General features: G+C 60.6%; 14 protein-coding genes. 8 read left to right on the top strand and 6 right to left on the bottom strand.

Annotated features, from left to right (window positions below):
- Positions 1 to 2 precede the first annotated feature (2 nt).
- From IAG25_RS23145 to ppnP, 3 genes are all read right to left on the bottom strand, one after another.
- A complete protein-coding gene (locus tag IAG25_RS23145) occupies positions 3 to 875 on the bottom strand; it encodes a nucleotidyl transferase AbiEii/AbiGii toxin family protein (protein WP_375336534.1) in 873 nt (290 codons plus the stop codon).
- Entirely contained in the window at positions 853 to 1,872 is a 1,020-nt protein-coding gene (locus IAG25_RS23140) for a type IV toxin-antitoxin system AbiEi family antitoxin (RefSeq protein WP_187606926.1), read from the bottom strand. The genes IAG25_RS23145 and IAG25_RS23140 overlap by 23 nt, the downstream gene beginning before the upstream one ends.
- 81 nt (positions 1,873 to 1,953) lie before the next feature.
- Entirely contained in the window at positions 1,954 to 2,274 is a 321-nt protein-coding gene (gene ppnP, locus IAG25_RS23135; RefSeq protein WP_061161676.1) for a pyrimidine/purine nucleoside phosphorylase, read from the bottom strand.
- Between the two features lie 242 nt (positions 2,275 to 2,516).
- Between ppnP and vgrG the strand changes: the two genes are divergently transcribed.
- The 7 genes from vgrG to tssF all read left to right on the top strand — a co-directional run bounded on the left by vgrG (position 2,517) and on the right by tssF (position 15,118).
- Entirely contained in the window at positions 2,517 to 4,886 is a 2,370-nt protein-coding gene (gene vgrG, locus IAG25_RS23130; RefSeq protein WP_187606925.1) for a type VI secretion system tip protein VgrG, read from the top strand.
- Positions 4,887 to 4,889: 3 nt separating this feature from the next.
- The gene (locus IAG25_RS23125) at positions 4,890 to 7,259 is read left to right on the top strand and encodes a hypothetical protein (RefSeq protein ID WP_187606924.1); all 2,370 of its coding nucleotides are present in this window, start codon (positions 4,890 to 4,892) and stop codon (positions 7,257 to 7,259) included.
- A 22-nt stretch (positions 7,260 to 7,281) separates the two neighbouring features.
- A complete protein-coding gene (locus tag IAG25_RS23120; protein WP_187606923.1) occupies positions 7,282 to 7,827 on the top strand; it encodes an XAC2610-related protein in 546 nt (181 codons plus the stop codon).
- Between the two features lie 370 nt (positions 7,828 to 8,197).
- Positions 8,198 to 8,458, top strand: a complete 261-nt coding sequence (locus IAG25_RS23115) for a PAAR domain-containing protein (protein ID WP_187606922.1) — start codon at positions 8,198 to 8,200, stop codon at positions 8,456 to 8,458.
- A gap of 3 nt (positions 8,459 to 8,461) precedes the next feature.
- A complete protein-coding gene (locus tag IAG25_RS23110) occupies positions 8,462 to 9,772 on the top strand; it encodes a hypothetical protein (RefSeq protein ID WP_187606921.1) in 1,311 nt (436 codons plus the stop codon).
- A complete protein-coding gene (locus IAG25_RS23105; RefSeq protein ID WP_187606920.1) occupies positions 9,738 to 13,262 on the top strand; it encodes an ImcF-related family protein in 3,525 nt (1,174 codons plus the stop codon). Before IAG25_RS23110 ends, IAG25_RS23105 begins: the two co-directional genes overlap by 35 nt.
- Positions 13,259 to 15,118: a type VI secretion system baseplate subunit TssF gene (gene tssF / locus IAG25_RS23100; RefSeq protein ID WP_187606919.1), complete on the top strand. Its 1,860-nt coding sequence runs from the start codon at positions 13,259 to 13,261 to the stop codon at positions 15,116 to 15,118. Before IAG25_RS23105 ends, tssF begins: the two co-directional genes overlap by 4 nt.
- 245 nt (positions 15,119 to 15,363) lie before the next feature.
- Here tssF and IAG25_RS23095 read toward each other — a convergent pair whose 3' ends face one another.
- Positions 15,364 to 16,215, bottom strand: coding sequence for a class II aldolase/adducin family protein (locus IAG25_RS23095; RefSeq protein ID WP_187606918.1), 852 nt, complete (start codon positions 16,213 to 16,215; stop codon positions 15,364 to 15,366).
- Between the two features lie 781 nt (positions 16,216 to 16,996).
- On the opposite strand from IAG25_RS23095, the gene IAG25_RS23090 reads away from it, so the two are divergent.
- Positions 16,997 to 17,725 (top strand): Crp/Fnr family transcriptional regulator, encoded by a 729-nt coding sequence (locus IAG25_RS23090; protein ID WP_029672391.1) that lies wholly within the window; start codon positions 16,997 to 16,999, stop codon positions 17,723 to 17,725.
- A 632-nt stretch (positions 17,726 to 18,357) separates the two neighbouring features.
- On the opposite strand, the gene IAG25_RS23085 is transcribed toward IAG25_RS23090, so the two are convergent.
- Both IAG25_RS23085 and IAG25_RS23080 read right to left on the bottom strand, forming a co-directional pair.
- Entirely contained in the window at positions 18,358 to 19,185 is an 828-nt protein-coding gene (locus IAG25_RS23085; RefSeq protein WP_029672435.1) for an ABC transporter permease, read from the bottom strand.
- 14 nt (positions 19,186 to 19,199) lie between these two features.
- On the bottom strand, positions 19,200 to 20,453 hold the full coding sequence (locus IAG25_RS23080; RefSeq protein WP_187606917.1) for an ABC transporter permease: 1,254 nt from the start codon (positions 20,451 to 20,453) through the stop codon (positions 19,200 to 19,202).
- Positions 20,454 to 20,477: the final 24 nt, after the last annotated feature.

The following is a 20,477-nucleotide window of genomic DNA, read 5'->3' as shown; positions in this document are numbered from 1 at the left end:
GTCTAAAACGCTTCGCGGAACGCGTAAAACAACGCGGCGACGCGTTCCGACGTATCGGCTTCGAAGACCGCCATGCGTGAGCCGAGCATGTGCGTGAGGATCGGCGGCGCGGGATCGTCCACGCGCAGGATCGCGAGAATCTGCGTGCGGATGTCGCCGTCATTCGCGATGGCTGCGGCGTCCCGCCCGAGCAGCGCCGCGCCCGCGATATCCGGATCGTGGCCGTGGCGCTCGACGAGATCGAAGGCGTCGGAATAGAGGCGGTCGAGATTGCCGGCCTGCGCGTAGTGCGCCATCAGGAAGAGCAGATCGATCGCGTCCTTGCGATCCGCCGCGTGCCGGTCCTGCCACGCGACGATCTTGAGCATCGCCTGCGCGGGCAGCGATGCGACCGGCACGACGAGATCGCGGTCGATGCGCACGGCGATCGCCGTATCGAGCGCCTGCCTGAAACCCGCGACGTTCATCCGCACCGACCCGTCCGGCGGCCACGCGATCTCGCCGTGCTCGTCCTGCACGCCGCCGAACGGCACGATATCGAGCCACGTGCGCTCGCCGGTTTGCGGGGCGCTGTAATTCAGGCGATGCGCCGAGCCTTTCGGCGCTGTGAAATTGCCCGACGCGAGCAGCGCGCGCCGCAACGCGTCGTGACCGGTCCAGCCTTGAATCGAAATGCCGATGTCGATGTCGGCGGTTGCGCGCGTCGCTTCGATATCGTGGACGTGCGTGAGCAGGATGTCGCGCGCGCTTGCGCCGCCGACGAACCACGCGATGCCGGTCGCCTCCGATGCGGCGACGACTTCGCGCAGCATCGTCGACATGACGCCGACGAGCAGGCGATGCGGCAGCAATTCAAGCGGCGAGGTAGCGTTCACGCAGCATCCTGGCGGTTTCGAGATTGCGCGGGTCGCCGCTCGCAACGAGATCGGCGTACACGATCAGCGGCGCGACGACGTTCGGCGGCAATCCGTCGATGGGCGCGAGCGCGACGGGCGCGCGCAGGAATTCGACGTTTCCGGCGGGATCGGGCCGCAAGCGCGCCTGCATGATCCACTCGCGCGGCACGGCGGCTTCGGCGCAATAGGCGGTGACCGTCGCCGGTTTCAGATACTCCGTGAGTATCGCTGCGGCCGGCTCGCCGCCGAACTGGCATCGACCCGGCAGATCGGGCGCGTCGCGCCACCAGTCGTTCGAGTCCGCGCGATATCGCCCGATGACGAGCGATTCGCGCAATTGCCGCGGATACAGCGTGACCCATTCGTCGATGAGCCGTTCCTTGTCGGCGAATTGCAGGCCGCGCCCATCGGGCCGTTCGAACACATCGCGATGATCGAAGAGCGCGCGCACGGCGTTCTGCACCGTGCCGTGACTGACGCCCGCGTTCTGCGCGATGTCGCGATAGCCGCGCTCCAGCAGCGAAGGCGTGATGAGCAGCGCCAGCGTGACGCGCAGTGTCGATTTGGTCCAGGTTCTGGAACGATGCGCCTTGCCTTTCGCTGCGCGCGGACGGCCCGAAACGATCACGACGCTATTGCCTTCGATGAGGCTCGCGTTGCCGGCGAGATCGAGCGCATCGATGCCCAGTTCGCGGCAGGCGCGGATCATGTCCGGCGACAGATACAGGGTGACGAGTGTAGGATTCGCGCTGCCGTCGCGCGTGGCCGATGCGGCGAACGCCGACAGCGCGCTGAAGCGGTCGATGTTTTCCCGCACGACGACGGGACGCTTGACGCGCGCGCCGCCGATGCGGAATTCGATGGCGGCGTCGTATTCGCCGCGCGCGGGCGGTTTTACGCGGCGCGCGGCGAGGCCGGTCGCGTCGCTGAAGGCGGCGGCGGCGGCTTCGACGAGTTGCTCGGCATTCGGCGGCATGGGTGCGGCTCGTTGTCCAGTTTCATGGAGTGTACACGAAACGTGTACATCGATAAAAATTGGACGATCGATTCGAATCGCTCAGAGGTAACTGCAAACGTAGTCGAGCGTTTCGACGACATCGATGTCGAAGCGGCTCTTGCCCGGCACCGAGAACGATTCGCCCGCGCCATACGTCTTCCACTCGTCGCTGCCGTCGAGGCGGATGCGGCATTGGCCGGCCTGCACTTCCATGAGCTCGGGCGCGTCGGTGCCGAAGTTGAGCGTGCCGGGCAGGATCACGCCGAGCGTCTTTTTGGTGCCGTCGGCGAAGAGAACGGTGTGCGACACGCACTTGCCGTCGAAGTAGACGTTGGCGCGTTTGATGACGGAAACCTGATCGAATTGCGTTGCGGCGGTCATGGCGGTGGTCCTTCGGTTGTCGGGAATGGTTGGTCCGCCATCATACAAAAAAGGGCGATGCGGTTTCCACGGCGTCGCCGGTTACGGACGAGACCGCCGTCCCGATTCCTGAGAGAAATCCTATTTATCTTCATTGTTCTGACGATTCAATTGACGGCTTCCAGTTGCAACCCTAAATTTCAAGGCGAAAGCTCCGAACGAACCGATGACACATCGTTTCGTTCAAGAAAATAGGGGTGCAAATGAATGCCGTCACAAAAAATCTAACCGATGCACTGAGCCATCCGAGCGCGCGCCTCACCCAGCATCTGAGAATATGGATCGGCACGCTCGATCTCGGCCTCGACGTGCTCAAGTTCAAGGTCAAAGCGGGGCTATGCGAGGACTACACGGTAGAGGTGACCGCTACCTCGCCGCAACTGGATATCGACGGCAAGCTGTGCGTTGGACGGCGCTCGGGCTTGCAGATCGACGAGCGCGTGGCCGTGCCGTCGGTGAACTACGTCGAGCCTGTCGATCATGAGGCCGCGGCCTTCAATGGCATCGTCACGCGCTTTAAACGCGTCAGCGCGAACCGCGAGGAGGCGACCTATAAGCTTCGCATCGAGCCCAGGTTTGCCGCGCTTTGCAAGCGCATGAATGGTTCAGGCGTGTACAAGGACGTCACCTTTCAGGAGATGGTGACGCAATTGCTGGTGGATCGGACGAACTTCGATGCCTTCGATATCGAATTCCACCTGGAAGGCGCGCAGGAGAAGATGGAGCAGGTCGTGATGTACGAAGAGTCCGTCTGGGACTTCATAGCACGTCACGCGAAACGTAAGGGCATCGGCTGGTTTTATAAGCAGGGTCGCGGCAAGGATGGTCAGCTCGATATCCTCGTGTTCACCGATAATCCGCGTGCCTACGTGCGCTCGATCGATGTGCCTCTCCTCTCCGACTCGGGCATGAACAGCAACTGGCACGAGGCGGCGCTGTCGGTCAGCGAGGCGCGCGCGCTGGTGCCGGCCACGATCGAATTGTGGGAGCGCAACTATCGCACGCCGGAGGATCCACTGCGAGCCACGGCCAGCGTCTCCGATGGGGCGAACGACCAGTCGGTGTTCGGTCGGATCAACCGAAGCGCGGAACTTCATCTGACGCCGCAGCAGGCTAAGGCGCTGGCGCAGACCCGGCGCGACGAGCAGATCGCGAAGCAGACGAAAGTGTCGGGCACGACCAACGCGAAGGGCGTGGCGCCGGGCGTGGTGGTCAAGCTGACCAATGCCAAGCTGGCGAGCGCGCCATACGGATTCGTGGTCGAGTCGATGACGATGAAGGGCAGCCGTACCAAGCCGGCGTTTGTCCGATTCAAGGCGATGCCCGCGCATCTGGCTTACCGTCCCGAATTCGTCTACGAGCGGGACTGGAGATTTCTGAAGGGACCGGTCGTCGGCGTGGTGACGACGTTCGACTCATCGCCTTACGGATGCATGGACGAGCACGGGCGCTATCCGGTGCTGCCCAAGTTTCTGCAGGGCACGGCCAGCGACGACAAACAGTTGCTGAAGCTGCGCCTGCTGCGTGCGTCCTCGTCGTATCAGGCGGGCTTTCACTCGCCTTTGCTACCGTCGACGGAGGTGCTGCTGGGGGCGGCCCATGCGGATGTGGATCGCATGCACATCATCGGCGCCCTGCATGACTATTCGCATCCTGACGTGGTGCACGGCGCCGATGCGATGTTCAGCTACGCGATCTGGCGCTCGCCGTTGCGCGGCGCGGAGACCGTGTTCAACGACCTGCAGGGCAAGGAAAGCGCGCGCATCGCGACGGTGTACGGCCAGTCGGCATTCAATCAGGGCTATCTGCTCAACGGGAAGAAGCTTCCAAGAGGCGAAGGGTTCGAAACGACGACCCAGGCGTGGGGCACGGTGCGCGCGGCGAAAGGACTGTTTTTCACGGCGGATGCGGCGGCCGGCGCCGATACACCGCATCTCGAGATGCCTGCAGCCGTTGCCCAACTGAAGGCGGCGTTGCAGCGCGTGACGGAACTGGCAACGGCGACGACGCAAGCCAAGGGCGATCCAGCGGACAAGGCCACGCAGGCGGCGCTGCTGGACGGGCTGAACCAGTTGCGCGACGCCGGGTTGCTGGCGAGCGCCCCGGGCGGTATGGCGTTCACCACGCCGAAATCCATTCAGCACTCGGCGGGCGAGAACGTGATCGTCACGACGGGTCAGGACATGGACGCGAGCATCACGAGGCGGCTGCGCATGGTGGCGGGAGAACTCATCTCGATGTGCGCGCTCAAGCTGGGCATCAGGATATTTTCGAAAGGGAAGATCGAGATGCAGGCGCAAGAGGCGTCCATGGATCTATTCGCCGATCAGCAACTGCACGTGTCGAGTGCGAACGCGAACGTGCTCGTCAACGGCAAGACGAAAGCGGTGCTCGCCAGCGGCGGCGCGGCGATCAAGATCGAGAACGGAAGTGTCGAGGTGATCTGTCCGGGGGATTTCAAGATCAAGGCGGGGTCGTTCACGTTCGAGGGGCCGCAGAACTTGAATCCGACCTTACCGAACTTGCCCAAGAGCGAACTCAAAATCGCAGAACAATATATTCAGTCACGCTAAATCATGATTATCAGCCCCCCGTTCCTACCGGCTGAAGGCTTCAACGTGCCCGCCGAGAAGTGGAAGACCGACCCGATGATGGATGTGGTCGACACGTTTGAGTTGCCACATAGCGGCGTCTTCCCGGTCGCCTTCGATCGCCGCTGGCACTGCGGTATGCATTTGGTGCCGTTCGGCGGCGCCGGCCAGCTTGAGCCGATTCGCGCGATCGCGGACGGAGAAGTCATCGCCTACCGCGTAGCCAAGAACGCCATCTCGGATGGGCAAAAGAATGCGGATGGCACTGCAGCGCTCAACAGCAACACCGGCTTTGTGCTGCTCAAGCATGTGACTGATACCGGCGAAGGCCGTACGATCACGTTCTATTCGCTGTACATGCATCTGCTCGACCTGGTCAGCACGAATGCACTCGTACCTCAACCGAATAGCCCCTCAGCAGAAAGTTCGCCAAACGCGCTGCCTGTGTGGCTGCTCAGGGAAACCAACGGAGTACAGGCGGGCGCAGGCAAGAAGGTCTACCGCAAGGATCGGCTAGGTTTTCTGGGCAAGAACCACGGTGAAGCGCATCTGCACTTCGAGATTTTCATGACCGATGCAGACTTCACTACCTATTTCGAACGGGAAGGACATAAGGTCGCGTTAGGCGAGCGGGAGCCGGTAACGCCGTCTTCGAAAGACTACTGGGGACGCACTTATTTTGTGATACCGAAGGGTGCCACGTTTGTCAGCGTGCCACCAGGCTTGGGAAGTGCGAAAACGACGGGGCACGACGCCAGGCTGCTTTTTCCGCCTCTGGATGGAGGTTCTTTGGATGCCAACAGCACCCTGTATGTGGAAGCGTTTTTCAGTCGTGGCGAGCGCTTCACGCGCGCTTGGATCGACAAAGGCGACGGAGCATTAATTTCTCTGACATCTGATCCGGTGCAGGACAAGTTCGAAGAATATGAATACAACTTGTATGAGCGTGCCACCACGCTTTACGAGACCTGCCCAAGTGATGGCTATGAGTTGCTGCGCTTCGGACGCATCCTGAGTACGGACACGCCAACTTTGCATGTCGATCAACGGGCGACCTGGATGGCCGTCCCGTATGCAAGCGGAAAAATCGGCTATATCGACGTGAATGCGGCGACTATCCAGAAGCTGTCGGACGCGGACTTCCCGCTCTTCCGGGATTGGCAGAAGATCGAGGACGGCAATACCCCGTTCGATCCGGAGGGGCTGTGCGGTTACGACGAGCTCTGCCAAATTGCAGGTGTGACGGACGCAGAGCCTTCCTCACAAGGGTCGATGCCCAACGAATTCAGTCACGATCAGCGATTGGCCGCCTATGTCCAAGGCAAGGTCGAGGTGCGGGCGAAGCTCAAGGGTTTCATCTGTCACGCCAAAAGTGAATGGGATGAGAGTAATAACGACGAGCGGTATGGCGGACTGAATGCATCGGAGGGCTTCTTCGGAAAGCGCAAGGAAACTGATCCGCACGGTTACGAGAACTTCATCAATTTCGTGAAGGAGTTTCAGTTCATGGGGCAGACCCCGTTGACTGAAGGCAAGAAATTTTGGTTTTTTCATCCGACTGCACTTATCCGCCATTTCAGAAAATGCGGCTGGGTAAGCGCGAGAGAGCTAGCGCAGTGTATTCCGAGCAAGGTGATCGATGAAACGAAAAATGCTGCGAAACAAAAGATCTTTCCGTTAGCATCTATTAAATGGGAAAGGGCTTATTCAAGAGCACAGAGGTTCTTGCCTTTTTTGAGTCTGACGTTGAGAAAGTACGGAATTTCAAACGACGGCCTGAGAGTCGCGTATTTTTTCGGCAATGCTATTCAAGAGACCACATACTTATCAACCACGGTAGAGGGAGGAGGGCCGAGTACTCGCTATGCTCCGTGGTACGGGCGCGGCGTTATTCAACTTACCTTCGAGGAAAATTTTAAGCGATATGGAGACTATCGGGGTTGGAAAGAGTCGGCATCTGCATATAGGGACTCTCTTGAGACGGATTTAGCACGAGCTTGCGACTCTGCAGGATTCTACTGGATAACATGTGCAAAGCCTTTGGGAAGTACACACAACATAAATCGCGAAGGCGATCGAGTTCCAGTTATTAGGCAAGCCATTCTTTCGAATGCGTGTAAAAACTACGATTATCATTCAAAGACATGTGTAGGAGGTGTCTCGAGCATGGACTTCCGTTCCAGTGCAGAGTTCGAAAGATCAGCGCGAGCAGTAAATACGGGAAACCCCGAAAGCACCCATGCGATGAATGGTCTGGTGCCTCGGACTAACGTCTTTCTAACAGCAGTCGTTAAAATGACGGATTTGTTATTAGATTACGAGGAAGCGTACACTCAGAAAGAACATGCACGCTAAACGATCGCCGGAGAATTATCTAATGAAAACGATGGTTATGTTTATTGTTGCGCTCTGTTTCAGTGATTTTGCGGTATCCGGTCCGCAAGTCCCAGTAACAGGGGTCGTTCAGAACAGCATTCATGTAACGACACCTTCAGGAAAGCTGCAGATCATTGCTGTCAACCATGAAGTAACGCGAAGCGATATAAAGTTCGAAGATTTTAACTTTGACGGGGTGACGGATCTAAAAGTGCTTAGAGACAGAGGGGCGAATCAAGAATTCTACGACGTGTACCTGTATTCGAAAAGGAGTGGTTTGTACCAGTTCAACGAGGAAATGAGTGATCTTCCGTGCATTGAGGCAGATGCAAAGCGAAAAGAAGTAATCGGTGCCTGTTTCCATGAGAGCGCTTGCGAGAACTGGGAGGAACATTACTCCATAACTTCAAAAGGAAAACTATCGCTCGTCGGGAAGACAGGAACGTATTGTGTCCCAACGGGGGAAGCCTATGCATATACGGAGCGCTATAAGAATGGAAAGAGAATATCTTCTCAGGTGAGAGAAATTAAATGGCGTTCGGAATAGTGAAAATATTTATTCGTATGTTCTCGATGCTCCAGCTTCCGCATCATACCTGCCCGACATGAATTCTCTCGCGGCGGCGAGATCAACACGGGGGCTCCGAAAGACGCATGATAAAGTTGGTCCAAGTCGGTCTTAGCATTTAATATTTAAAGGAATGTATGAAGCGATGCGATTATTGCTTGCACTAGTTACTGGAGATCTCCCGCTCTACGCCTACTGCGATGTATCAACGGAGGTGCACTGGTTTGCATATAAGCCATCCCAATGCTACTTGATATCAAGCGGAAGTCAGAAAGCCCTCGATTGTTCGAAAGCATACAAGTCACAATTCGCGACGCGTCACATCGATATCGAAGGAATGTAAATTACAGTGCGCTCCCCCATCCGCGAATACGACAAACTCGAACACGGCGGCGAAGTCACCAGCGGCTCGCCATACACCATGTTCATGGGCCGCAGACTGGCCCGAGTCGGCGACAGCGCCCAATGCGACCTCCACGGCAACACTACGATCGCCGAGGGCGATACGCGCTTTCCCGACCGGGACGGTCAGCCCTATGCGATGCACCACCACCGCTGCGCCTGCGGGTGTGGCCTGATCTCGTCTTTGCAAAACGTGAACTTCGCCTGACGCATGCCGGTTGATCTGTCCGAAGTCGGCGCGTTCTATCGCTATCCCTCGCACGGCCCGCGCATACTACCGTGGTTCGGAATATGGCTCGTGTGCTGTGCGCTGGGTGTGCCGCTGATGCTGCTAGCCTGGCCGGCGAGCGAACCTGCAAGCGGTCCGTCGTTCTGGTGTGCCGTTATCGGCGTGCCGAATTTCGCATTTCTTGTGTTGCTCTGCATCGCCCGCGTGAATCACGAGGCATTGTGGACCTACGTGCACAACCGCAATCGAGCCAGGGAGAAGGGGCTGGCTGCACGCTTGCGCGTCGCGCAAAAGCCTTTGCAAGTGTTGGGCGTGGGCTATTGCGTGCCGGCGCTCACATCGAACCTGCCGGATGCCGTCGCAGCCAAGAAGCTGCTCTTCAGGTCGCAAAGTCCACGCGATGGTGTCGGTCAAGTGGTTCACAACCGGTTCGAGGAGGCATCGTGGTCCGAAGAACCCGTGCTTGCGACTGACTGGGAAGACGATCCCGACATTCAGTTGCATGACCACGACCCTCAAGCACCGCGCCGCGTTGCCACCATCGTCCTCAAGCTGGTTCAGGCACTTGAACCGCTCGTGCCCGAACTGCAAGCGTTATCGCAATATGGGCCTCAATACGCGCCGCTCGTGCGCGTGCTCGCGCCTCCGGATGAAGCCGACAAGGCGGCGCAGCACGCGCGCGACGCACTGCGTCTGGCGGGCCTGCCCGCACTCGATTGCGTTGCCGTATCGGAGGCACACGGCTTGATGGTCGCCGATGATTGGCTCGACGCACGCGAGCGGCGCGCGCTGCTCGTTCTCGCCTACGCATGGCATGACGCGCATCCACCGGAAAGAAGCAGCGAGGCGGCCGTCGCCGTGCTTTTGAATGCGGGCTTTTATCAGTTGCCGGAGTCCGTGCAAGCGCTCGCGACACTGCATCGTCCGATTGAGGACCAGCCTGAAGCCGACACGCTTCGCGATCTCGCGCTAAACGCGGCGCTATGGGGCAAGACAGAACCGCGCAACATTACGCATGCGTGGATCACGCGCCTGGACGCCGATCACGATCTCACGCTGCTCGATGAACTCAAGAAAGCCGCCTTTACCGGAATCGCGTCGCATGAAACGCGTCGCCGTCCTGATCGTTTTATCGGCGACACTCACGCTGCCACGCCGTGGCTTTCCATTGCGGCGGCCATCGAATCCGGCGCCACGAGCCCGCACCTGATCCTGGATCGGACGCAGGCTGCCGTTCTTCACGTACACCAAGTTCCGCATGACCACCCCGAGCAGCAACCTGAAGTCGCTTGACTCTCAACAATCCGAACGCGCATCCTCCGGCCTTCTCAAGCTCTGGGGCGTACCGCTGGCCGCTATCTTGCTAGCTGCGGTGCTTGCCGCGCTGGCGTGGTGGGGCCATCCTGGTATCACGGGTCTGAACACCCTCGAGATGCGCATTTCGGCGTTGCTCAAGATTTTCGGCTCGCTGGGCGTCGTGTTGGCGGCGCATGCCGTTGCACTTTGGCTCGGCATCTACGAGAAGATTGCGCATCGCGTCGGCCGGATGGGAGACGACCAGAAGCCCGACACGAAGTTCAAATACGACGCTCGCCTGCAATATCTGCACGATGAACTGCGCACTTCCTTCGGCTGGCGTTGGCGTCGCGCGATACCGTGGCTCATGCTCACGGGTGACGACGCGCTCATCGACGCCGTCGCGCCCGACCTCAAACAGACCGGCGTGATGCGCACGAGCGATATCGTGCTCGTACATGCCGAGCCCGATGGCATCGATACGCAAATGTGGCGCCGGCAGCTTCGCCGCTTGCGTCGCAACCATCCGGTCGATGCTGTGATCCCCGTGATCCGAACAAGCGAGCCATCTCCCTCCGACGATGAACTGCCTCGCACGCTCTCGAAACTGGCTCGCGATCTCGGCTGGGGCGCACCGATCGTCTTCCTTCACGCGGTCAAGGCAAGCGGTCAGTGTCAGGATGCATTTCGTGCGGTCGGTGCTTTCGCCGATGCGCAAGCCTCGGAAGCGACGCTTGATCATCAATTGAGCGCTCTTGAGCATATGACAGCGGAAGAGGGCGTCGGGTTATGCGCGCGTTCCGAGCCGGTCCTCTGGCTCGCTCAGATGTCGCAATACATCGCTTCACAGCGTGAGCGCATGGTGAAGACGTGGCTGGCGCATTGCATGTCGAAATGGCGGCGCGCACCGCTCGCAGGCGTAATGTTCGCGCCGGTATTCGCCGCGCCTGCCGTGCCCACACCGGTACCGGCCGATCAGGAGGACATCGCGAAGGATGTCGCCGAACGACTTTCGCAGCGCGTCAGTGTGGCACGCGAGCAGCCTCGCGCGTTGCAACTTATTTGGCACGAGATCGGCACGGGTATAAAGCCGCAGGATGGCCGCCGCATCGGCTTTTACTGGCCCAACGCGCTCGCCGCACTGGTGATGGTCGCGGCCATCGCCTGGTGCGTGGCGATGACCGCCTCGTTCATCGGCAATCGCGCCGTCATGAACGATGCACACGCGGTAGCCGATGCCGCACTCGCCGAGAAGCCAGGCACGGCGGCGGCATTGCGCGCGCAACTCGCGCTGCAAAAGCAAATCGGCACGTTGGAATATCGCCAGCAACACGGAGCGCCGTGGTACTTGCGTGCGGGCCTGAACCGTAACGATCAGATTCTGGACGCGCTGTGGTCGTCGTATGCGACCGTGGCGGCGCGCAACCTGCGCGATCCGACCGTCCATCAACTGGAGAGCGCGCTGACCCAACTCGCGCAGGCCCGCGCCGACGCACTTCCCAGCACCGAAGAACAGCAACGCGACTACAACGCGCTCAAGACCTACTTGATGCTGGCACAGCCTCAGCATGCCGATGCTGCCTACCTCGCCAAACAACTGCCGACCATGTGGCCTGCTGCCGCCGGCATGAGCGCGGGCGAATGGCTCGACACGTCGCCGCGCCTCGCGTCGTTCTACGCGTCGCACCTGCGCGCGCATCCTGAATGGCGGCTCAACGCGTCCAGCGATCTGACCCAAGCCTCGCGCAACATGCTCGTGAACCAGATCGGCCTGCAGAATTCCGACGACACGCTGTATCAGTCCGTGATCGAGCAGGCGAAAGGCAAGTACGCGGACATGTCGCTCGCCACACTCATCAACGGCGCTGACGCGCGCGGACTCTTCTCGACGAGTCAGACGGTGCCCGGCGTTTACACGCGCGCCGCATGGGACGGCATGATCGGCGATGCGATCGACAAGGCCGCCAGGGAAGGGCGCGTCGCCGCCGACTGGGTGCTCGCCGACGAGCGCGCCGCCCGTGTGCCGGGCGCGGCGCTCGAAGCGGAGCAGGATACGGAGGAAGTAAAGCAGCGCCTGCGTGCGCGGTACTTCGCTGAATACACCGCAGCATGGCAGGCAATGCTCAACAGCATTCAGTGGCGCAACGCGTCGAATCTGAGCGACGCCATTAGCCAGCTCGCGCGCCTGACCGATGCCCAAACATCGCCGCTGATCGCGCTGATGAAATCGGTTCAATATCAGGCGCAGGCGGGCCGTCCGTCGCAGGCGCTGTCCGATACGCTCGTGCGCAAGGCACAGGACCTGATCGGGAACAAGACGGGAATAACGAGTGCCCCGGAAGTGAATCCGCTGGACAAGCCCTTCGGTCCTTTACTCGCGCTGATGGGCGACGATGTCGTGACCGGCGCCAATAGCGCAAGCGGCAAGCGCGAAAAAAACGCGGCCGACTTCAGCAGCGTGAGCCTCGCGCACTTCCTGACCGTGGCCACCACGATGCGCCTGAAGTTGCAGCAGATCGCCACCAGCGCCGACGCACAGGCGATGGCGCGCCAAATGGCACAGGCCGTGTTCCAGGGCAAGCTCTCCGAACTCACGCAGGCGCGCGACGATGCGGCGCTCACCGCCGCGAGCCTCGGCTCACAGTGGTCGGGCTTCGGCGACGCGCTATTCGCCCGCCCGCTCGATGTGGCATGGCAGACTATCCTGCAACCCGCGGCAGCGAGCCTGAACGAGGCGTGGCGTTTGTCGGTTGCCGCGCCCTTCACGAGCGCCTTCGATGGCCATTATCCGTTCTCGGACACCGAAGCCGATGCCTCTTTCGTCGAGTTGGGCCGCTACATCAAACCGGATACCGGGCTGATCGCGCGTTTCGTGACGACGCAGCTCGCGGGCATGCTTCAGCCTCAAGGCAACGCCTGGGCGCCGAGCGAACTTGCGCCGCAAGCGTTGCAATTCGATCCCGAGTTCCTCGCGGCGCTGCGCCAGTTGTCGACGCTCGGCGCGCAGATGTATGCGCAGGGAGATGCCAGCTACCGATTCCAGATCATGCCGCATCCGACGCCCGAAGTGACGCGCAGTATCCTGAGCATCGACGGCACGAAGATCGAGTACTTCAATCAACTGGAGGCGTACACGTCGATCGTATGGCCTGGCAACGGCCAGAACGGACGCGTGCAGCTGACATGGGAATCGATCGATGCGGGGATGCGCATGGCGTTCGCCGCGAATGGCGATTGGGCGTGGCTGCGTTTGCTCGGCACGGCGCAGGTCAAACCGCTGGACAGTACGACCTATGCGCTGACCTTCAATCAGGGCAACGGCGCTTCTCTGCACTATGACCTCAAGACGCAGGTGGGCGCGGGGCCGCTCGATCTTCTCAAGCTGCGCGGCTTCAGGATGCCGCAGCGCATCTTCATGATCGGCAAGGGCGGCGCGCTTGCCGGGCTCGCATCCCTGCCGCCGTTGCCACCGGGGATGCAGCCATGACCGCGCCGTGGAAGCATTCTGCGCTCGAACACGAGAACCCGTTCCTCAAATACTTCGACGCCGAAATGCGCTATCTGCACGCGGTGTCGGGCGAGTTCGCCAAAGCACAGCCCGACGCCGCGCGTCGCATTGGAATGCGCTATGGCGAGCTGGGCGACAGCGTGCGTGCCACCTTCGAGGGCTTCGCGCTGCTCATGGCGCGTCTGCGCATGAAGCTCGATGACGGCAATCCGGAGTTCACCGAAGCGCTGATCGACAACCTGTACGAACATGCGGCGCGGGCCATTCCCTCGATGTCGATCATCGAATGCACGCCGCTCGGCCGCGGGGCCGCTGCGGCGGCGCAGATCTCCGCGGGGGCCGTTGTGCGCTCGACGCCCATCGGTCCCGATCAGGTGCAGTGTCTTTATCGAACGACGCAGGCCGTCCAGTTGCTGCCACTCTCGGTGGAGGATGCGGTCGTGGCGGTGCGCGACGGCGGACGCACGGTCATCCGCCTCACGTTCCGACTGTGGCTGGGCGAGCAGCGCGAGGCCACCGACCTGTCGCGCATACGGCTATATCTCCATGATGACCGGCCCGCCGCGGCCGCGCTGTATGCGGCGTTGACACGTCAGGTCACGTCGATCAGTCTGCGTCTGCCCTCGGTGCGCGACGGCGAATTGCAGCCGCTCGATGACGTGTGCTTTGAAGCGGCGGGTTTCGGGCCTTCGGCGCGGCTGTGGCCGGTGACCGAACCCGAGCGTGACCGCAGCCTCGATCGCGAGCAGACGCTGCTCGAATATTTTGTGTTCCCGCAGAAGTTCCACTTCGTCGATCTGTGCGGATTCGACGCGTCGGCGCTGCCGGCGGGCGAGTCGCAAATGACCTTCGAGATCGAACTGGATGGAGGCGTGCCCGGAAATTATCCGGTCAGTCGCGAGAGCTTTCGCCTGTTCTGCACGCCCGTGATCAATCTGTTCGAAGTGGATGCGTTGCCGCTGCGGCCCACGGATTCGCATGACCGTGAGCACCGCGTTCTCGTGCAGCCGGGCGTGGACGATCACATCGAGCCGTATGACGTGCTTGCGGTTACTGCCGCCGATCGGGAAGACAGCGCGCGCCATGCCTATCAGGCGTTCACGAGTTTCCGGCACCGCGGCTGGATGCTGCGTTACGAGCATCCGGAACGGTACTTTCGCAGCTCGAAGCGCTTCGGCGTTGCCGGGCGCGAACTCTGGCTGACGCTCTCGGGGCAGCTATGGGAACGCTTTCAAGCGGAGGCGCAATACGATGAGAACCGCCCGCAACCGGACCGGTATCTGACCGTGCGCGCGCTCGCGAACAACGGCCGCTTGCCGCGCATGGCGCTCGCCGACGCGACGATCACCCAGACGGTGTCGGGTTTCACCGGGATCGCGTCGGTGCGCAACCTCACCGCTCCAACCCTTCCGCTGTATCCGCCGCGCCATCACCCTGAATACGACTGGCGCGTGCTGGGGCATTTCGCGGCAGGTTGCGCGAACGAATTGAACATGATCGGGATGGCGGGCGCACCGGTCTTGCGCGCAGCACTGGAACTCTACGACTGGTCACACGACGACGGCATCGAGCGGCGCATCAACGCGATCGAAGACGTGCGGCTGACCGAACATCACACGGCGGGGCGGCGGCATATGCAATTCGAGATTCGCGTTCATGTCCGGCTCGACGCGACCGCCTTTGATGGGCCGGGCGACGCGGCGCTCTTCGGCGATGTGCTCGCCCGGTTCGTCGGGCGCTATGCGAGCTTTCACCATGCGACGCGGCTGGTGCTGAGCATCGACGGAAGGGAATCGCTTTATCCGCTCATGGAATTCGAGGGTGCCGTTCTTTGATGGCGCGATCCGTCTCGCAAAACTTGTTCGGCGCTCGTGCGATGCACGTGCTGGGGCGCTCGAAGAAGCATTTAAAACGGCTGAAATAGGATTTTGGGGGGTGAGGCCGGCGCGACGGCTTGCCCATCTCTTTTATTTTTCCAGCTCGATCCGCGTTGGCGGTCGGACGTCGCTTGCAAAGCCCGCACGTAAGAATTTCCCCTCGCCTTTCTCCGAAGGCGAGGTATTACGGCAAAAACGATCGATCAGTCGAACATGTCAGGCTGCGTCGCAACCAGATCATTCCAGATGGTCTGAAAGTGCAGCCAGCCGATATAGTCGCTCCCCACGTGCTCGCGGCTGTAGCGCGCGCGATCTTCGGGCACGAGCTTCGGCGTGATGCCGGTCGCTTCGATCATCAGTTGCTGCTGGCAGCAGCGCTCCAGCGCGATGAACCAGAACGCCGCCGAATCGATGCTGTGACGGCTCGCGGTCAGCAGCCCGTGGTTCTGGTGAATCGCGGCCTTCACGCCCTTGAACGCGTTCGCGACCTTGTTGCCGCCTTTCACTTCGACCGCGACCTTGCCCGCTTCGTCGCCGATCACGACGTGGTCCTCGAAGAACGCGCAGGCGTCCTGCGACATCGGGATAAGCGGCTTGCCGAGCGCCGCGAACGCGGTGCCGTAGACGGTATGCGCGTGGCACATCGCGACGATGTCCTGATGCTGCTCATGCACGGCGGCGTGCAGCACGAAGCCCGCGCGATTGAGCGCGTATTTGCCTTCGACCACGTTGCCCCGATGATCGGCGCAGATCAGGTTCGAGACTTTCACTTGCGCGAAGTGAACGGCCATCGGATTGGTCCAGTAGAGCGACGGATTTTCCGGATCGCGCACGGTGAGATGGCCCGCGAAACCGTAATCGAAGCCGTGCAACGCGAACGCGCGGCACGCAGCGACGAGGCGCTCCTTCAGGTATTTGCGATGTTCGGCGTGGCTCGAAAACGTCGGCACCTCGGGGAAGATCAGGCCTTCCTGTTCCGGCTGATAAATCGACACGCGGCCTTTGAGGTCGATTGCCGAATCGTTCTTTGCGGGAGTCTCCATGACGTCGCTCATCTTTTTTCGCTCCAATGCGGATCAAAGTGGGTATGCCACGCATGGTGCCGCGAGCGATGCTTGCGCACAAACGAAGGTTGTTCAAGGAAACATGAGCCACATTCATGCTTGGGCTTTTTTGAAGCCTCCGCGGAGTTGCCAATGCCCTTAGGTATAAGCAATGCAACGTTTTTCGCGTCGCCGCAAATCCGCCCCCGATCACGCGAGCCCCGGGATCAATACTTGGGCGAATCCCGTAGAGGCCCGCCACATAAGGCTCGGCGCCAACGCAACGCAAGGCCTTCAAAAGCAGCGCACAAAGCCGTTAACCACGTTTGCAACATTTTGCGAGCGGAGCGCGTTTCCACCGCGACAAGGCTTTGAGGCGTGCAATCAGCAGCGTTTTGAAGACAGCCGCTTCACCTGAAGCCCGGTGCGACAAGGTATTAGCCAGACGAAAACGTTTGGCGTCAGTTGAGCTTCCTGTGCGATCCGTATGAAGGACGCCTTTCACGATTGAATCAATTTTGTTCGTACTTGAGCGCACGTTGCCGCGCGCTACGTGCGGACTCGCGCAAACCCCAGTTGGTATAAGGATTGGCGTGCGCTGGCACACCTCTCGCTAATGTATGACCACGCACGAAGGTCACCGCGATCCTTCAACAACAGATAAGAGCGGTGAATTCGTGCTACGGGGCTGGTCGCAACAGGGTTCGATGTACGCCGACAGATGCATACACGAATCCTGTTGCGAGCCAGAAGAAATCAAAAGCGCGAAGCGCACACGCACGAGACTAATAAAATGTTGACTCTTCAATCAGACCTGCACGGCAATCATCTGTTGGGCGCGCTTCCGGCACAGGAATGGCAAGCCATCGCGCCTCATCTCGAACTCGTTCAATTGCGCACGGAACAACTGCTGTGCGATTCGGGCCAGCGCATTCACCATGTGTATTTCCCGACCACGGCGATCATCTCGCTTCTGCATACGATGGAAGACGGCGGCTCCGTCGAAGTCGCGGCGGTCGGACGCGAAGGGATGTCGGGTGTTCCGGTGCTGACGGGCGGCGACACCATGCCGACGCGCGTACAAGTGCAATGCGCGGGCTTCGCGTATCGCATGAGCGCGGGCGCGTTGCGCGAGCACTTCGGCCGCTCGGACTTCCTGCGTCGCGTGATGTTGCTGTACATGCAAGCCCTGCTCACGCAAGTGGCGCAGACGGCGGCGTGCAATCGTCATCACTCGCTGTCGAAGCAACTGTGCCGCTGGCTGCTGATCCAGACGGATCGCACGCCGTCGGATCAATTGCGCGTTACGCAGCAGATGATCGCCGATATGTTGGGCGTGCGCCGTGAAGGCGTGACTGAGGCAGCTGGCAAGCTGCATGATGCAGGGCTTATTCATCACAGCCGTGGCTGCATCAAGATTCTGGATCGTGCGGGGCTCGAGGAGCGGGCTTGTGAGTGTTATGGCATCGTCAAGCGGGAGTTTGATCGGATGTTGCCGCGGCGGGCTGAAGCGGTGGTTTAAGGATGTCTCTTTCGCCGCGGGTCCCTTCTTCGTGTCGGTCTATTAGCACTGCCCCTGTGCGGGGCGGCAGTCACTTTCTTTGCTGCTGCAAAGAAAGTAACCAAAGAAAGCAGCTCGTTTAAGCCCGCGGTCACACGCAGTTTGGCCATGCTTGCCAGCCGCCAATGGCACTCGCCTAAGTGTCGCCCTCGAAGGACCAATCGGGCTTGGCTCGCGCACGGTCTGACGAGCTAGTGAATTAAGCGCGCTGGTTCAGCACCAAATAGCTTCGGCACAGCGCTACGCGCTGCCGTTGGGTATGCAAGGGAAACCGAAGTAGAAGCGCGCACGAACCCGATTGACCCATCGGCCGCGAAGCGGGCCGGAGCTATTTGGTGCTGAACCAGCGCGCTTAAACATTTGGTGCGGCAGACCGTGCGCGGTCCAAGCCCTTATCTGCTTGTGGGGGCACTCGCTAGTGCCGGGCCATTAGGCCAATCGCCTGTGCCGCGGCCGGTGTGAAGTGCTTAGGCTGGGGATAGCTGTTTCTTTGGTTACTTTCTTTGCAGCAGCAAAGAAAGTGACTGCCGCCCCGCACAGGGGCAGAGCTAATAGACCAAAAAGAAATCGGGATCCGGCGACGAAAAACCCCATCAAACAACCCCACGACTGGCCGCAGCCGCCCTCCCTCGCAACCAATTAATGCTAGCAAAAAGCACCACAGCAAACACGATCAACATCGTCGCGACCGCGAGAATCGACGGATCGATCGAATCGCGGATACCGCTCCACATCTGCCGCGGCACGGTCCGCTGATCCGGCCCGCCGATAAACAGAATCACGATCACTTCATCGAACGAAGTCGCGAAAGCGAACACGCTGCCCGTGGCGACCGCCGGCGTAATGAGCGGCAAAGTCACGCGCCGAAACGCAGTCCAAGGCTTCGCGCCGAGACCGGAAGCCGCGCGCAAAAGACTCTGATCGAACGACAACAATGAAGCCGTCACGGTGATCACGACAAACGGCGTGCCAAGCGCCGCGTGCGCGAAAATCACGCCGGGATAAGAGTTCACGAGCCCGAGCGGCGCGAAGATCAGATAGAAGCCCGCCGCGACGACGACAATCGGCACGATCATCGGCGAGATGATGATCGGCATGATCACCGAGCGCAACGGAAACTGCGATCGCGAAAGACCGAGCGCCGCGAGCGTGCCCAGGCACGTGGCGATCAACGTCGATGCCGCGCCAATGCCGATGCTGTTCAACAGCGAGCGCTGCCAGTCCGAACTAGTCAACGCCTGCTCGTACCAGCGCAGCGAAAAGCCCTGCAACGGATACGAGAAATACGATCCCGAGTTGAACGAAAGCGGGATGATCGCGAGAATCGGCGCGACGAGAAAGAACAGCACGATCACGGTATGCACGCGCACCCAGCGCGATGCGATGCGTTCGGTCAGCACCTTGTTGCGTTGCTCTGTCATGGAAGAAAGACTCCTCAACCGAAGCGCAACCGGTCGATGCCGACGATGCGGTTGAACAGAAAATAGAAGATCGCCGTGAAGATCACGAGATACGCGGAAAGCGCGCCCGCGAGTCCCCAGTTGAGCTGCGTGTTCGTTTGCAGCGCGATGAGCTGACTGATCATTTCATCGCCAGCGCCGCCGAGCAGCGCGGGCGTGATGTAGTAACCGAGCGCGAGCACGAAGACGAGGAAGCAGCCCGCGCCGACGCCCGGCAGCGTCTGCGGAATATAGACGCGCACGAACGCGGTGAACGGATGCGCGCCGAGCGATTGCGCCGCGCGCACGTACACGGGCGATACACCTTTCATCACCGAATAGATCGCGAGAATCATGTACGGCAGAAGCACGTGCGTCATGCCGATCAACACGCCCGTGCGATTGAAGATGAGCGGCACCGGATGCGTCGCGAGGCCGAGACCCGCCAACAGACCGTTGATGACGCCGCCCGGTTGCAGCAGCACATACCACGCCGTCGTGCGCACGAGCAGCGACGTCCAGAACGGCACGATCACGAAGAGCATCAGGCGGTTGCTGCTCTGCGCCGGAAGATTGGCGAGCAGCCACGCGACCGGATAACCAAGCACGAGGCACAAGAGCGTGACGGATGCGCTGATCGATATCGTGCGAAGAAACGCCTGCCGATACACCGACGAGTTATCCGGCACGAAGGCGAGGTTGCCTTGCGGCGTCACTTGCGCATCGACGGCGGCGAGCAGATAGTCGGGCGTCGGCGATGTGGCCGCGCGCTTCAAAAGACGCCATATTTCAGGGGAATTCCAGCGTTCGTCCATCTCGATCAACGCGGGCTTCCACGCGGTCGGCGTCTCGTCGCGGACGCTGCGCGCGGTGCGCATCAACAGGCTGCGAAATTCGGGCTGCGCGAAGTTGAGCCTGCGCGCAACGGTGCCGAGCTGTCCGCTCTGCTGCGCATCCTTGAGTCCGGCCGCGAGCAGCGCGAACACATGTTCATCGGGCACGCCGCGCCCGTCCCACGCATCGAGCGCGCGAGTGAGCGCGGGCATGCTGCCCGGCACTTCCCTGTTCTCGACACTGCGTGCGAGCAAAAGCGCGATCGGTGCGATGAACGTCGATAGCAGAAAAACGATCAGCGGCAATGCAAGCAACAACGCCTGCACCGATGCGCGACGGCGCGCTCTTTGAAACGAGGCGCGGCCATCGGCTCTCGTCGGAGAACCGGAGGCAGGCGCGTGGATCGATGCAGGCATGAGGTCTCTCTGGTCCTTGAACGG

It is taken from the genome of Caballeronia sp. EK (genome assembly GCF_014384845.1).
In the GTDB taxonomy this organism is placed as follows: domain Bacteria; phylum Pseudomonadota; class Gammaproteobacteria; order Burkholderiales; family Burkholderiaceae; genus Caballeronia; species Caballeronia jiangsuensis.
Note: the sequence above shows the minus strand (reverse complement) of the source record. Positions and strands in the feature narration are given on the sequence as shown.